Origin of the sequence: Corynebacterium testudinoris, from assembly GCF_001021045.1 — a bacterium.
GTDB lineage: Bacteria > Actinomycetota > Actinomycetes > Mycobacteriales > Mycobacteriaceae > Corynebacterium > Corynebacterium testudinoris.
Window position 1 is genome coordinate 1,228,931 of sequence record NZ_CP011545.1, and the last position, 14,438, is coordinate 1,243,368.

General features: G+C 62.9%; 13 protein-coding genes. 9 read left to right on the forward strand and 4 right to left on the reverse strand.

The features are described from left to right. Window positions 1–15: 15 nt before the first annotated feature. Genes CTEST_RS05985 through CTEST_RS05995 form a run of 3 tightly spaced genes read right to left on the reverse strand, consistent with a single transcriptional unit; the run spans window position 16 to window position 3,807 of the window. A complete protein-coding gene (locus CTEST_RS05985) occupies window positions 16–2,217 on the reverse strand; it encodes a HelD family protein (protein WP_083985458.1) in 2,202 nt (733 codons plus the stop codon). A 10-nt stretch (window positions 2,218–2,227) separates the two neighbouring features. Then, window positions 2,228–3,139 (reverse strand): DoxX family protein, encoded by a 912-nt coding sequence (locus CTEST_RS05990; RefSeq protein ID WP_047252976.1) that lies wholly within the window; start codon window positions 3,137–3,139, stop codon window positions 2,228–2,230. 53 nt (window positions 3,140–3,192) lie between these two features. Continuing rightward, window positions 3,193–3,807, reverse strand: coding sequence for an MBL fold metallo-hydrolase (locus CTEST_RS05995; RefSeq protein WP_047252977.1), 615 nt, complete (start codon window positions 3,805–3,807; stop codon window positions 3,193–3,195). A 132-nt stretch (window positions 3,808–3,939) separates the two neighbouring features. Between CTEST_RS05995 and uvrA the strand changes: the two genes are divergently transcribed. After that, window positions 3,940–6,789, forward strand: coding sequence for an excinuclease ABC subunit UvrA (gene uvrA, locus CTEST_RS06000; protein ID WP_047254259.1), 2,850 nt, complete (start codon window positions 3,940–3,942; stop codon window positions 6,787–6,789). Window positions 6,790–6,799: 10 nt separating this feature from the next. Here the strand turns inward: uvrA and CTEST_RS06005 are convergent, their stop codons facing one another. Further along, on the reverse strand, window positions 6,800–8,791 hold the full coding sequence (locus CTEST_RS06005; protein ID WP_047252978.1) for a DUF2339 domain-containing protein: 1,992 nt from the start codon (window positions 8,789–8,791) through the stop codon (window positions 6,800–6,802). Between the two features lie 225 nt (window positions 8,792–9,016). Here CTEST_RS06005 and CTEST_RS13065 point away from each other — a divergent pair, with 225 nt between their 5' ends. The 8 genes from CTEST_RS13065 (at window position 9,017) to pheS (ending at window position 14,423) form a co-directional block, all read left to right on the forward strand. Then, window positions 9,017–9,532 (forward strand): hypothetical protein, encoded by a 516-nt coding sequence (locus tag CTEST_RS13065; protein WP_052844313.1) that lies wholly within the window; start codon window positions 9,017–9,019, stop codon window positions 9,530–9,532. Window positions 9,533–9,804: 272 nt separating this feature from the next. Continuing rightward, window positions 9,805–10,362, forward strand: coding sequence for a translation initiation factor IF-3 (gene infC, locus CTEST_RS06015; protein WP_047252979.1), 558 nt, complete (start codon window positions 9,805–9,807; stop codon window positions 10,360–10,362). A gap of 35 nt (window positions 10,363–10,397) precedes the next feature. After that, entirely contained in the window at window positions 10,398–10,592 is a 195-nt protein-coding gene (gene rpmI / locus CTEST_RS06020) for a 50S ribosomal protein L35 (RefSeq protein ID WP_047252980.1), read from the forward strand. Window positions 10,593–10,643: 51 nt separating this feature from the next. Further along, entirely contained in the window at window positions 10,644–11,027 is a 384-nt protein-coding gene (rplT, locus tag CTEST_RS06025) for a 50S ribosomal protein L20 (RefSeq protein WP_047252981.1), read from the forward strand. A 170-nt stretch (window positions 11,028–11,197) separates the two neighbouring features. Continuing rightward, complete coding sequence (locus CTEST_RS13325) at window positions 11,198–11,593, forward strand: TM2 domain-containing protein (protein WP_047252982.1); 396 nt, start codon at window positions 11,198–11,200, stop codon at window positions 11,591–11,593. 10 nt (window positions 11,594–11,603) lie between these two features. Next, complete coding sequence (locus tag CTEST_RS06035; protein ID WP_047252983.1) at window positions 11,604–12,419, forward strand: TrmH family RNA methyltransferase; 816 nt, start codon at window positions 11,604–11,606, stop codon at window positions 12,417–12,419. A 6-nt stretch (window positions 12,420–12,425) separates the two neighbouring features. Then, on the forward strand, window positions 12,426–13,301 hold the full coding sequence (locus CTEST_RS06040) for a DMT family transporter (RefSeq protein WP_047252984.1): 876 nt from the start codon (window positions 12,426–12,428) through the stop codon (window positions 13,299–13,301). Window positions 13,302–13,376: 75 nt separating this feature from the next. Beyond that, window positions 13,377–14,423: a phenylalanine--tRNA ligase subunit alpha gene (pheS, locus tag CTEST_RS06045; protein ID WP_047252985.1), complete on the forward strand. Its 1,047-nt coding sequence runs from the start codon at window positions 13,377–13,379 to the stop codon at window positions 14,421–14,423. Window positions 14,424–14,438: the final 15 nt, after the last annotated feature.

Genomic DNA, 14,438 nt, shown 5'->3' on the forward strand with positions numbered 1-14,438 from the left:
GGGCCCCTTTTTTTGTTATGCCTCGGGCAGCTCACCGACGATGGTCAACGTCTGCGTCGCTCGGGTGATGGCGACGTAGAGGTCCTGCCAGCCTTGCGGTGATTGCGCGACGATCGCCGCGGGGTCTTCCACGATGACGTGGTCGAACTCCAGGCCCTTTACTTCCGTGACGTTATCAGCGGTGATGAGCTGGGTGAGTCCTTCGTCCTCCACGGGGACCTCGGAACCGGCGGGGAGGAAGCGCACTGGCTGGCCGGATTCGCGGATGGTCAGAGCCGGTGTTGCAGCTGGATCGATTATCGCCAGGATTTGGTTGGCTACCTCCATGATCTCGGCGGGGGTGCGGTAGTTGACGGTCAGCTCGTGGTGGCGGAATCGGGTGCCCACGAATGGTTCCAGTGCCGTCGCCCACGTGTCCACGCCGGCGGGGGAGCCGGTCTGGGCGGTATCGCCGACGAGCGTCATCCAGCGAGAGGGGATGCGGCGGAAGACCATCCGCCATTCCATCGGGGATAGCTCTTGGGCTTCGTCGACGATGACGTGGCCGTATGCCCAGTTGTGGTCGGCCCGGGCGCGCTCGGCGGTGGAGAGGGAGTCGCGGGTGTCTTGGCGGCGGGCGAGGGTTTCGGCGTCGATGACGTCGGTTGCGGCGAGGTGTTCGGCGTCGAAAATGTCGCCGAGGTCATCGTCGTCGACGGAGGCGGATGATTCGAGGATATCGAGCAATTCCTGGGCGTCGTCGATATCTTCCTCGGACGTCGCTTCGGCGGTGGCGTCCTCGGGCAGGCCGATGAGGACGGCGAGTTCGTCGAGCAGCGCCGCATCGGCAGCCGACCATTCGGAGCCAGCCGGGCGGAGCAGTGCCTGGCGGGTTTCGTCGTCGTAGGCGCTGGCAGCAGCGTCGATAGCCTCGGCAGACTCCAACAATTCGCGCAGGACGCGCTGCGGGGTCAGCTCAGGCCAGAAGCGGTCAATGAGCTTATCGACGTCCGCCTCTTCCGCCAGGTCATCATGCAACTGGTCGACGTCGGCGGCGGAGAGGAGGTTCTTCCCTCCGAGGGGATCGGCGCCGATCTTCTCCGCGAGCTGGCGAGCGAGCTGATCGATGAGGTGCTCAGCGAACACCGCGCGAGCCTCGTTGTGTGGACGACGCGCGCGGCGCGCGCGGGTGCGCGCGGCCTTGACCATCGGGGCGTCGATAAGCAGGGTGAGCGACCCGTGTGCTAGTTCGACGGGGTCCTCCAGCAGGGTTTGATAGGCGCGGACCGCTTCGGTGAGGATGGTGACCATTTCCTCCGACCCTTTGATCTCGCGGGTGAGCAGGGATTCTTCCGCGGTGCCGGACACGCCGGGGTAGAGGTCGCCGACGGTGGAGAGCACTACGCCGGTCTCGCCGAGTTCGGGGAGGACGTGAGAGATGTAGTCGAGGAACGTTGAGTTGGGACCGACGATGAGGACGCCGGTCTTGGACAGCCGCTCGCGGGCGGTGTACAGCAGATACGCGACGCGGTGCAGTGCGACGGCGGTCTTGCCCGTGCCTGGTCCACCCTCGACGACCATGACGCCGCGGGTCTCATCGCGAATAATGAGGTCCTGCTCGCGCTGAATCGTCTCCACAATAGACTTCATGCGCCCGGTGCGGGCCGCCTTCATCGCCTGGAACAGGGCTGATTCGCCGCCGACCCCACTGCGCCCCTGGCCAGCTAGTTCGCCCGAGAGATACTCGTCATCAATGCCAGTGACCTCGCGCCCCGTCGTGCGGATGTGGCGGCGCAAGTGGACGCCCTCGGGCTGAGCGGTAGTGGCGAGGTAGAACGGGCGGGCCATGGGCACGCGCCAATCCAGCAGGAGAGTGCGGTAGCCCTCCTCGCGAATATCCAGGCCCATGCGGCCGACGTAGCGACGATCCAGCCCCGGGCCCTCGGCCGGATCAGCGATATCGATGCGGCCAAAAACCAAGCCCAACTGGGCGAGATTCAGGCGGTCAAGTTTGGAATTGAGACTGTGATACTCAGTCTCGCGGCGGATGAGGGCATCCGCGTCCGGGTTAGCGGGGTCGACTTCTAGTTGAACTTCGGCCAGGCGCTGGTTGGCCTGTGACACTTCTGCGTCAAGACGCGCGAACAGGCCATCCGTGTAGGCCTGTTCGCGCGCTAACTCCCGATTGTCGTGCTCAGTCAAGCGTGGTACCTCCTGGAAGAACGGAGGCACCATCATAGCGCAATACTTAGCGCAGGTCGCCGACCTTCTTTTGAGCCTTGTGAATCGCCTTGTTGGCGCGGCCCTGGAGCTTGGAGGCGTTCTTGCGAGCCTTCTTCGCAGCGCGGCCGGACTTCTTCTCTGCCTGGGCATATGCCTCGTCGGCGCGATCCTGGGCCTTGGCAGCGGTCTTCACCACTGACTTGCGGGCAGCCTTGGCGTTGTCCTGAGCGGCAGACAGCCAATCGTCCTTGTTCTCCGAGACGTAATCGGAGACCTTGTGAGCGGCGCCAGCAGCCACAGCAGTGGCCGTGGTGGCAGCTGCGGCGGCAGAGTCGAACCACTCGTCCTTGTTGTCGGCCACGTAATCCTGGGCGCGGGTGGCGTACTCGGAGACCTTCTCGGAGGCATCCTCGAACCAATCGCGGGCATTGTCGCCCAGCTTCTCCGTCTCGGACTTGGTGGGCAGGGCAGCCTGAACCTTCTGGTTAGCGTTCTCGACGGCCTTGTTGGCGCGCCAGCGAACGCCCGGCTTGCCCTGGGTGTCCATGGAGGTGATGAGCAGGCCACCGAGCAGAGCCGCGTTGGTGAGGAAGCCGGAGCGGCGAGCCTGGCGCTCCTGCTTGTCCTGGGTCTCCCAGAACGCGTGGCGGCTGATCATCGTCGGCACAGCGAGGATAGCCAGCGCCGAGGCCGAGACGCGAGGCAGGAAACCGACGGCCAGGGCAGCGCCGGACGCAACCTTGGCGCCACCGATAGCGCGGACGACCAACTCCGGGTCCTGCGGGACCTGGCGGGCGTACTGGCGGGGGAGGATCGCACGCACGCGATTGATGAGGGACTCCGCGTTCTCCGTGTGCTCCTTCGTGTTGAGGAGGCTGTCAGCACCGTCCGCAATGTAGACGGAAGCGATCATGGGTCGGGCAATCTTGCGGATCATCTCTGGCTCCTTTTATGCGACGTTTGTACTCAATCCACCTTAGCGAGTATTTCCTACCAACGGCGCTCCCACCAGATTTCTAGGTGCGGTCGTTCCGCACCAAGCGTGGTGGAGGCGCCGTGCCCGGGCTCGACAATGGTGTCATCAGAGTAGACGTCAAAGATTCGCTTCGACACATCGTTGAATAATCGGACGAAGTCGCTCTCCGAGGTGGTCTTGCCGAGGCCGCCAGGAAATAAGCTGTCGCCGACGAAGAGGTGGGTCTGGTCGTCGATCTCCGCGGAGATGGCCACGCCACCAGGGGTGTGGCCGCGGAGAATAGCTACCGGGAAGCTATGCCCAGCGAACTCGATCGTGTCGCCATGATTGAGCTCCACATCGACCGCAGCGGGCAACGCGGGAGTGTCCAGGAAGGACGCGTAGTGGGTCGCGCCAGTTGCCTCCAGGACCTCGACGAGGGCCCGGTGGTGATCGGGGTGACGGTGAGTTGTCAGGACCGCGGTGATGCGGGCTCCCGCTTCCTCGGCGAGGTTGAGCAGGGCGGGGGCGTTGTCCGCGGCGTCGATAAGCAATGCCTCATCCCCGGCGACGAGGAGGTAGCAGTTATTGTCCATCTCGGAAACGGACAGCTGGCGAAGGCTGAGTTCGGTAGGTGTCTGCGTAGTCATAGTGACTAGAGTAGCCACGAAGGTAGCATCGTTGGTATGTTCGAGAAGTGAAAGCGGCCGGAAGGAAATCCGGCCGCGCGTTGTTGATGTTGGCAGTTGAGTGACCAAGGTCTAGAGAAGGGCGACAATAAAGTGGCAGACCGCCTCGTGGTGCGCGGAGCACGTGAACACAACCTCAAGGGTGTGGATGTTGACCTGCCCCGCGACAAGATGGTTGCCTTCACTGGGCTATCCGGCTCGGGAAAGTCGTCGTTGGCCTTCGATACGATTTTTGCGGAGGGCCAGCGCCGATACATGGAATCGCTGAGCTCCTATGCGCGCATGTTCCTGGGCAAGATGGACAAGCCGGACGTCGACTTCATCGAAGGTCTGTCCCCGGCAGTGTCGATCGACCAGAAGTCCACCAACCGCAACCCCCGCTCCACGGTGGGCACCATCACGGAAATCTATGACTACCTGCGCCTGCTGTACTCGCGCGCCGGTACCGCTCACTGCCCGGTGTGTGACGCTGTTGTGCGCCGTCAGACGCCGCAGCAGATCGTGGATCAAGTCCTCGCCATGGAGGAGGGCTTACGTTTCCAGGTCCTGGCGCCGGTTGTTCGCACCCGCAAGGGGGAATTCGTCGACCTGTTCTCCGACCTTGCCTCGCAGGGCTACTCGCGCGTGAGGGTTGACGGTGAGGTGTACCAACTCTCCGAGCCGCCCACGTTGAAGAAGCAGATCAAGCACGACATCGATGTCGTCGTTGACCGCCTGCAGGTCAAACCCAACCAGCGCCAGCGCCTCACCGACTCGGTGGAAACGGCACTACAGCTTGCTGACGGCGTGGTGGTCCTGGAATTCGTCTCCCTTCCGGAAGACGATCCTCAGCGCTTCGCCCGCTTCTCCGAAAAGCTGGCCTGCCCCAACGGCCACACCCTCCACGTGGATGAGCTGGAACCGCGGGCGTTCTCTTTCAACTCTCCTTATGGTGCGTGCCCGGCCTGCGACGGCATTGGTACCCGCACCGAGGTTGACATTGACCTCATCATCCCGGACCCCGATGCCCCCGTCATCAACGCCATTCAGCCGTGGAATGCCAGCCCCAACCACACCTACTTTGAAAAGCTCATTGAGGGGCTGGGGGAGGAGCTGGGCTTCAATGCTGACACCCCCTATTCGGAGCTGACCACCGTCCAACGCAAGGCCCTCGTGCATGGCTCCAGCGTGGTGGTTCCCGTCAAGTACAAAAACCGCTTCGGGCGGGTCCGTAGCTACTCGCGTCCCTTCGAGGGCGTCATGGGCTACCTCAACCGCAAGATTGAACAAGTCGAGTCGGAATGGTCGAAAGAGCGCTTCCTCGCCTACACCCGCGAAGTTGCTTGCCCGACCTGTCACGGCGAGCGCCTCAAGCCCGAAATCCTCGCTGTGCGCTTGGCCTCTGAGGCACACGGCGAGAAGTCCATCGCCGGGCTGACCGGACTCTCCATCCTCCACGCCCGCGAGTTCCTCGACTCGTTGGTGCTGGGCAAGAAGGAGGAAATGATCGCCGGGGCCGTGCTCAAGGAAATTCAGGCCCGCCTGCAATTCCTTCTCGACGTCGGCTTGTCCTACCTCACCCTCAGCCGTTCCGCTGGCACGCTCTCCGGCGGCGAAGCGCAACGCATCCGCCTGGCCACGCAGATCGGCTCAGGGCTGGCAGGCGTGCTCTACGTCCTCGACGAACCCTCCATCGGTCTCCACCAGCGAGACAACCAGAAGCTCATTGCCACGCTGCAACGCCTTCGAGACATCGGTAATACCCTCATCGTCGTCGAACACGATGAGGAGACCATCCGCGCCTCCGATTGGGTGGTTGACGTTGGACCGCGAGCCGGCGAGTTCGGCGGCGAGATCGTCTACCAGGGCGAGCCCGCTGGGCTGTACGAAAGCGAAGAGTCCCTCACTGGCGCCTACCTCTCCGGTCGCAAGGTGTTGGGGGTGCCTGACGATCGTCGTGCCATTGACCCCGAGCGCGAACTGCGGATCGTCGGGGCCCGGGAGAATAACCTCCAAAACGTCGACGTCTCCATTCCGCTCGGCGTGCTGTGCTGCATCACCGGAGTATCGGGCTCCGGCAAATCCACGCTGATCAACCAGATTTTGGCCAAGACTCTGGCCAATAAGCTGAATAAGGCACGCCAAGTGCCGGGCCGGGCGAAGCGAGTCGAAGGTACCGAGCACCTCGACAAGTTGGTCCAGGTAGATCAGTCGCCGATCGGCCGGACCCCACGCTCCAACGCCGCCACCTACACGGGGGTGTTTGACAAGGTCCGAAAGCTCTTCGCCGAGACCACCGAGGCCAAGGTGCGCGGCTATAAAGCGGGGCGATTCTCCTTCAACATCAAGGGAGGACGCTGCGAAGCCTGCCAGGGTGACGGCACGCTGAAGATCGAAATGAACTTCCTGCCTGACGTGTATGTCCCCTGTGAGGTTTGTGGCGGCGCGCGCTACAACCGGGAAACCCTCGAGGTCACCTACAAGGGCAAGAACATCGCCGAGGTGCTCGACATGCCGATTTCTGAGGCGGCGGACTTCTTCGAGCCCATCGGCTCGATCCACCGCTATCTCAAGACGCTCGTCGACGTCGGCCTGGGGTACGTCCGCCTCGGCCAATCAGCCACCACCCTGTCGGGTGGTGAGGCCCAGCGCGTCAAGCTCGCAGCCGAGCTGCAAAAGCGCTCCAACGGCCGGACCGTGTACATCCTTGATGAGCCGACGACCGGCCTGCATTTTGAGGACATCCGCAAGCTCATGCTCGTCATCCAGGGACTCGTGGACAAGGGGAATTCGGTCCTGGTCATCGAGCACAACCTCGACGTGATCAAGTCTGCGGACTGGATCATCGACATGGGCCCCGACGGTGGTTCCGGCGGCGGTACCGTCGTCGCCCAGGGCACGCCAGAGGATGTGGCTACGGTGCCCGGTTCCTACACCGGGCAGTTCCTCGCCGAGTTGCTGTAGACGTCGGGCTTTAGACGTCGGTGGTGCGCGTCTCGGTGTCGGGGTGCACATGAGCCGGCGAAGCCTCCGACGCCGTCGCCGGGGCGGCATTGCCCGATTCGGCGACGGGGTCTTTGCGGCGAGCCCGCAGCGCGGCCATTGCCAGCAAGGCGACACCGCAGACGAGGAACGCCACGGCGCGGGGGAGGCCTTCCAGGTTCCCGAGGTCGAAGAAGACGAGCTTGACTACACCGGCGACGGCCAGCACCATGCCCGCGCCGAGGGAGGCGCGCTCCGACAGGCCGCGCGCGGCGAGAAGGATCCAGGCAGCCAGAACCATCCAGAGGATGGAGGTTCCAGCATGGCCGACGAGGTAGCCCAACCACATGCCGGTGGTATTCCCGATGAAGGTTCCCACCCACGTGGATACGGTCACCAGCGCCACCATGGAGAGGTGAAGGCCGGCGACGGCGAAAACGACCTGCGCAGGGATGGGGAGGACGGCCAGCGACTTGCGGTAGCGGACCGCCACCACAAGGAACGCCACGATGAGCAGCGCTTGGATCAACGCGCTGGTGTCCGTGAGCCATAGGGGAGTCTTCGAGAGGACATTCCGGGAGAGGTTCCACGTGACAATGACCGCGGCGCCGAGCCAGAAGGCCCACGGCCAGATGCGGCTTTCGGCGCGGAGGGACAACCAGATGGTCGTGCCAATCGCGGCGACGAAGAACAAGGCGACGACGATCGTCGAGTCGAGGCGCGCGCCAGTGCCCAATGGCGGGGTGAAGTCCCACACCATGACGAACGCAACGGCTGTCGCGGCCAGCGCGATGGGCGCCATGTGGGTGGCCAGCTTGGAGGAGCGAGAGTAGCCGAGCGCCGCCATCGCTGCGGTGGCGGGGAGGAAGAGCCAGATGGTCCAGGTATTCTCCGCCAATTCGACGGCGACGAGAAGCAGGACCAAGGGGGCGATAATGCCGGTGACGGTGTTGGTGGAGTTGTCTTCCAGCGGGTCAAACAGGGAGACACAGACAAAGGCGAGCGCGGTGACGATCCCGACCAGGACGGCGAGAATCGTTGCTTCCGACCACACCGTCATGGTGTAACCAATTTGCACAATGACGGCGGTCGCGGCTGCGGCGAAGTGAACCTCGTTCCAGGAGGTCTTCCAGGTGAGCGCAAGAAGAGTAAGCGGCACGATGACGATGGGCCAGCTACCTGTGTCTTCGGAAGTGAAGAAGCTCATCACGAGGAATACGGCGACGATACACATCGCGAAACCGACCATGCGCATCTTCCGCACCCTCGTCAGGGCGAGATAGGCGATCCAGATGGCCAGCATGACGGCAACCGCCAGCCAGAGTGGCCACCAGCCCAGCAGTGAGAACAGCGAGTTAACCACAAGTGCCAGGGTGATGAAGGACGTAACGACCAGGGCGCTGACACCAGGGTTCACGGAGGCGTCGACTGCGCGGCGGCGATCCAGCCACAGCCCAGCGCCGAGCAAGATCGCTGCCAGGAGGACGGAGAGCAAAACTCGACCGAGCGGGCCAAGAAGTCCGTTCTGGATGGCCAAGGCGACGGCCAATCCCACGCCAGCAACCGTGATCAACGAGCCCACGACCGCGATGATCCGGATGACCTTGGTCTCCAGCGGCACCGGTGGCTTTGGGGGCTTGGGAGGCCTGGGTGACTTGAGTGGCTGAGCAGCCCGCTGGGGATCGAACCATGGTTGCTTGGCATAGGGGGACGTCGCAGCGACCGGCCTCGGTGCGGTGGCCGGGGCGAATGGGCTCTGCTGGGCGGGCGCGGGTGGCTCGGCTATCGTCGCCAGGGTGGGAGCCACAGTGGGAGACATGGTGGGAACTGTGGCCTCCGCAGTACCGTGGGTGGGGAGAGTGGTTTCGTCCCGCTCCACCATGCTTTCTAATCCCTTGCGGGTTTCTGCCAGCAGCTTTTCCGCTTTTTCCAGCCGGGAGAGCGCAATCCGAATCCCCAGTGTGGAACGATGGTCATTTTCCATGGCTAAAGACTAGGCCGTTAAGATTGGCCCCGCTACCGTTCACGGGCGCAGTGCCCGTCCGATATCAAACTGAGACCGTCCGAGGAGCAGCATATGGCCACTGGGCAATTTCCGCCTTCACCTGAGGATCCGGAGACATCCGAGTTTGCTGCACAGTCTGGGCCCGCCGCTCCGCAGTATTTCCCGGAATCTGCGCCAGCGGATCGGAGCCGTTCTGGTTTGGCGATGGTGATCCTCGCCGCCCTTGTCCTCGCGGCCGTCATCCTCGGCGTGTGGCTTTACTATGCCTTCCTGGCTCGGGATGATGCCCCGGTTGCTGCGCCGCCGACCTCGACGGTGGTGTCCACGGCCGCTCCTAGTTCCGCGCCTGCGACCAGCACTACTTCTCAGACTACGACGACGGTGACGTCGAGCGTGGCCCCCTCCACCACCGCGCCCACGACTTCTGTTGAGCCTGTTCCGGCCTTCTCGATGCCCGCGGGTGCTGAGCAATGCGCCGCCAACGTCAATTGGCGGATCTTCCGGGCCAGTGATGCCACAAGTTGCGAATTCGCTTCCAATGTCGCCATCGCCATGGCCGCTAATGCTGGCAACCCCACCCAGCATGAGGTGCGGGTGACCAGTCCTGTTACCGGCCAGGCCTATCAGGTGGTGTGTCGGCCGGAGGCCACCAATTCTTTCGTCTGTCAGGGCGGGGACAATGCGCTCATCGTGCTCGAAGAGCGGGCAATTCGGGATTAAATTGCTTATCGACGTCCGCGCTTCAGCGCGTCGATTTGATTCTTGCGGTCCCCGGTGGCTAAGGTAGTCCCCACTACCACCCGTAGCGCCTCTCCAGGGGCTCGGGTCACAAGTGGAGATCATCCCACCTCATGCCACCGGCTCGCCGGTTGGATACAGGTCATTTGTAGAAACGCCAGTTGCTCAGGCCCTGGCGTCATACTAGTGAGATCTCCCGCATGCCTTCCAGGCAGGCGGGTTTTTCTTATGGGACCCTTTGCTAGTGGCACGGTATGAATCACGAAACCCTGCTATTTGAGGAGTCACACATCAGCGCTGAAGCTCGAATTAATGAGCGTATCCGAGTTCCCGAGGTCCGCCTTGTCGGCCCGGGCGGAGAACAGGTCGGCATTGTCCGCACGGACGATGCCCGGAAGCTCGCTTTCGATGCTGATCTCGACCTGGTCGAGGTCGCACCGAACGCTAAGCCGCCGGTCGCCAAGATCATGGACTACGGAAAGTTCAAGTACGAGCAGGCCCAAAAGGCCCGCGAGTCTCGCAAGAACCAGCAGCAGACTGTGGTCAAGGAACAGAAGTTCCGCCCCAAGATCGATGACCACGACTACGAGACGAAAAAGGGCAACGTGGTCCGCTTCCTGGAGAAGGGATCCAAAGTCAAGGTGACCATCATGTTCCGTGGCCGTGAGCAGTCACGTCCGGAGCTGGGTTACCGCCTTCTCGAGCGCCTCGCCGAGGACGTCAAGGATTATGGCGTCGTCGAGATGCGACCGAAGCAAGACGGCAGGAACATGACCATGGTTCTGGGCCCCTTGCGCAAGGGTAAGAAGTAGAAGACAACTAATCGGGATTTAAGGACTTAACTCTCATGAAGCAGAAGACCCACAAGGGCACCGCTAAGCGCGTGAAGATCACCGGCTCCGGCAAGCTTCGCCGCGAGCAGGCCGGCCGTCGCCACCTCCTCGAGGGCAAGCCGTCCCGTCGTACCCGTCGTCTGAAGGGTACCGAGGATGTCGCTCCGGCCGACACCAAGCGCATCAAGCGTCTCCTCGGCAAGGCCTAACAGGCCGCCTGTCCACCCCACAAATTCTCAGCACTGTAAGGAAGTATCACCGTGGCACGTGTCAAGCGGTCCGTCAACGCCAAGAAGAAGCGTCGCGCAATTCTCAAGTCCGCTAAGGGCTACCGCGGCCAGCGCTCCCGCCTTTACCGTAAGGCCAAGGAGCAGTGGCTGCACTCCATGACCTACGCTTACAACGATCGTCGTAAGCGCAAGTCCGAGTTCCGCAAGCTGTGGATCCAGCGCATCAACGCTGCTGCCCGCATGAACGACATCACTTACAACCGTCTCATCCACGGCCTGCGCCTGGCCGAGATCGAGGTCGACCGTAAGATCCTCGCCGAGCTGGCTGTCAGCGACTTCGCTGCCTTCTCCGCTCTGTGCGAGGCTGCCAAGGCAGCTCTCCCGGAGGATGTTAACGCTCCCAAGGCTGCGTAAAGCACTCTTTGTCTTCGTCATTCACCCCTGTTCCTGCACGGAACAGGGGTTTTGGCGTGCTTACGCCGTCGCGTCGTCGATACGTGCGAACCAAATGCTCTCATGTCGGGGGCTGCTGTTAGCATGCCCCTATTCGCTCGTACTCTTCTATGACCTAAGGAACAGGTTCCATGACGCAGCCTTATCAGCACTACGACCAGGACGGTATGCCGATTGATCCGGCTGCCAACAACTACCACGCTTTCGCCCAGCCCCAGGCCCAGCCCCAGTATGCAGTTCCCGTTCAGCCCTATGGCTACCCGCCATATGCGCAGAAGTCCAAGATCGTGGCGGCACTCCTCGCGTTCTTCTTCGGCACTCTTGGTGTGCACAACTTCTACCTGGGTTACACCAACCGGGGACTCATTCAGCTTGGGCTCACTATCTTTGGCTGGTTCACGGCCTTCATACTGATCGGCTTCATCTTCATCATGGCGGTTGGTGCCTGGGCCTTCGTGGAGTTCATTCTCATCCTCGTCGGTAGCGGTCAGATGGCCCATGATTCCCGCGGCTTCCCGTTGAGCTAGCGTTAGCCGCATGCACCTAAATTTCGACGATCCTTTCACCGAGCGCACGCCCCGCATTGTCAATGCGGCAAAGCTTCACCGTGCTGCCGCCCGCAAGAAGGCGGAAGCCTTCCTCGTGGAAGGGGAGAACGCCGTGGATGCAGCCGTGGCAACCGGGGCGGCCAAGGACCTTTTCGTCACCGAACAGGCAGCTGCTCGGTACCCTGAGATCGTCGCTACTGCCGGTCACATGGGCGTCTACGTCCATCCGATCAACGAGCGCGCGGCCAAGCACCTCTCCGATACGGTGACCACCACGGGCCTGTTCGCGCTGTGCGAGCCCGTGCTGTGGACCGTGGGCCGGGCGATCCAGGGGCGCCCACGTTTGGTGTGTGTCCCGGTAGAGACCAATGACCCAGGAAACGCGGGAACGTTGATCCGGGTGGCTGATGCGATGGGCGCCGATGCGGTGGTTTTCGCGGGGGAGACGGTGGACCCGCAGTCGAGTAAGGCTGCGCGGGCGTCGGCAGGCTCCCTGTTCCACCTTCCGGTGGCTCGCAATACGGGCGTCAAGGATGTGCTGGGTCAGTTGCGGGAGGCTGGTCTCCAGATTCTGGCCACAGCTGCGGACGGTGAAGTCGACCTCGACGAGGCCGGGGACTTGCTGGAGAAGCCGACGGCGTGGCTGTTCGGTAATGAGGCACACGGTCTGGGGGAGGAGCTGCTCAGTGCGGCGGACCACCGGGTGCGTATTCCCATCCGGGGGCGCGCCGAGTCGCTGAACCTAGCCACCGCAGCCTCCATTTGTCTGTATGAGTCCGCCAAGGCGCAAGCGCGCGAGGAATAGCTCACGGTGACGATTTCTCCTGCCCGCCTCATTGCCCTCACGCTCACGTGGGCGACCATCTGGTCGGGGGCTTTCGTTGCCATGAAGGTGGCAAGTCAGTCTGCCGGGGCGTTCGCGATCGTGGGCATTCGCTGCACCATCGCCGGTGCCATCATGATCGCCGCGGCCTGGGGTGCGCGCAAAGCCCTGACCCGTAGTGGGGTCAAAGGCACCATCGTCATCGGGATATTGAACAATCTCGGATACCTCGGCCTCATGGCCAGCGCGATGCCGTATGTCTCAGCCGGAATGGCAGCGATTATCACCGCGCTGACTCCGTTGGCGGTGCTGGTGATCTCGGCATTGCGGGGGCGAGCGCTGCTCATCACGCAGTGGATCGGCTGTGTCGTGGGCTTCCTCGGTGTTGTCGGTTCGGCGTGGACGCGACTGGATAGCGGGGAGACACAGTGGCGGGGGATCCTCTTCGCCCTGGGCGCGGTCGCCTGCCTGGTGGCTGGCACGGTGCTCACCCCGAAGCTCGTGCCGCCGGGAAGTCCGTGGCTGTCCACAGGTATTCAAAGCCTGGCCGCGGGTATCCCTGCCCTCGGCCTGTCACTCCTCTTCGAAGACACCCCCACTTTCAGCACGCCGTTCATCGTGGCCGAGGCCTACCTCATCCTCGGGGCCTCGGTGTTGGGCATGACGATGTGGCTGCAGCTCATCCGCGAGGCCGGTCCAGATCGGGCGGCGGTCGCTCATTTTCTGCCGCCGCTCATCAGCATCGCGCTGGGTGCTCTCATCTTGGGCGAGGCGGTTTCCCCGCTCGCCCTGGCTATGTGTATCCCCGTTGCCATTGGCGTTGCCCTGGCTACCCGGCGCCCGCGCAAGCCCCGACAGCTCTAAATCAGGTCGGCCAGGTATGCTGTACGAGTCTCAAATTGAAGTGTTCACTGCATGGAAGGGTTCGGGTAGCGTCACGTGTCTGACACACCGGGAATTGAACTGACCGAGGCGGGTCTCAACGCCGCCGCTGACCAGGCTGTGGCTGCTTTTGACGCCGCATCGGACCTTGAGTCATTGGCTGTCGCTCGCCGCGATCACCTGGGCGATGAGGCCCCGATTCCTCAGGCACGCCGCGCGCTCGGAAGTTTGCCCAAGGATCAGCGCAAGGATGCTGGTCGATTGGTGAATATGGCACGTGGCTGCGTCGAAAAGCATTTTGCCGACGTGGCGGAGCGGCTCGAAGCGCAGCACCGTGCAGCACAGCTGGTGGCAGAGACCGTCGATGTGACGGTTCCCACCACCCGCCATCAGGTGGGAGCGTTGCACCCCATTACCTCCCTGATGGAGTCGATTTCGGACATCTTCCTCGCCATGGGCTGGGAAATTGCCGACGGCCCCGAGGTCGAGGCCGAGTACTTCAACTTCGATGCGTTGAACTTCCTCCCCGATCACCCGGCCCGCACGCTGCAGGACACCTTCCATGTCTCCGTGGAGGGCTCCAAGCAGGTGCTGCGTACGCACACCTCCCCGGTTCAGGTCCGCACGCTGCTCGATCGCGATGTGCCGGTGTACATCGCCTGCCCCGGCCGAGTGTTCCGCACCGATGAGCTCGATGCGACGCACACGCCCGTCTTCCACCAGGTCGAGGGATTGGCCGTGGATAAGGGGCTGACCATGGCTCATCTGCGCGGAACCTTGGACCACCTGGCCAAGACCCTGTTCGGCCCGGAGACCCGCACCCGCATGCGCACGAACTTCTTCCCCTTCACCGAACCTTCCGCCGAGGTGGACGTCTGGTTCCCCAACAAAAAGGGCGGCGCTGGCTGGATCGAATGGGGCGGATGCGGCATGGTCAACCCGAACGTCCTGCGGGCAGTGGGCATCGACCCGGAGGTCTACACCGGCTTCGCCTTCGGCATGGGGCTTGAGCGCACCCTGCAGTTCCGCAATGGTTTGTCCGACATGCGCGACATGGTGGAGGGCGACGTCCGCTTCACCCTGCCGTTCGGCATTGCCAAGTAGTCACCCCGGTTCGAG

What these genes read in the sequence shown, in the direction of transcription:
- CTEST_RS05985 (WP_083985458.1), bottom strand. Translation starts at nt 2,217, where the DNA reads ATGATGGTGCCTCCGTTCTTCCAGGAGGTACCACGCTTGACTGAGCAC.
- CTEST_RS05990 (WP_047252976.1), bottom strand. Translation starts at nt 3,139, where the DNA reads ATGATCCGCAAGATTGCCCGACCCATGATCGCTTCCGTCTACATTGCG.
- CTEST_RS05995 (WP_047252977.1), bottom strand. Translation starts at nt 3,807, where the DNA reads ATGACTACGCAGACACCTACCGAACTCAGCCTTCGCCAGCTGTCCGTT.
- CTEST_RS06005 (WP_047252978.1), bottom strand. Translation starts at nt 8,791, where the DNA reads ATGGAAAATGACCATCGTTCCACACTGGGGATTCGGATTGCGCTCTCC.
- CTEST_RS13065 (WP_052844313.1), top strand. Translation starts at nt 9,017, where the DNA reads ATGGTGATCCTCGCCGCCCTTGTCCTCGCGGCCGTCATCCTCGGCGTG.
- infC (WP_047252979.1), top strand. Translation starts at nt 9,805, where the DNA reads ATGAATCACGAAACCCTGCTATTTGAGGAGTCACACATCAGCGCTGAA.
- rpmI (WP_047252980.1), top strand. Translation starts at nt 10,398, where the DNA reads ATGAAGCAGAAGACCCACAAGGGCACCGCTAAGCGCGTGAAGATCACC.
- CTEST_RS13325 (WP_047252982.1), top strand. Translation starts at nt 11,198, where the DNA reads ATGACGCAGCCTTATCAGCACTACGACCAGGACGGTATGCCGATTGAT.
- CTEST_RS06035 (WP_047252983.1), top strand. Translation starts at nt 11,604, where the DNA reads ATGCACCTAAATTTCGACGATCCTTTCACCGAGCGCACGCCCCGCATT.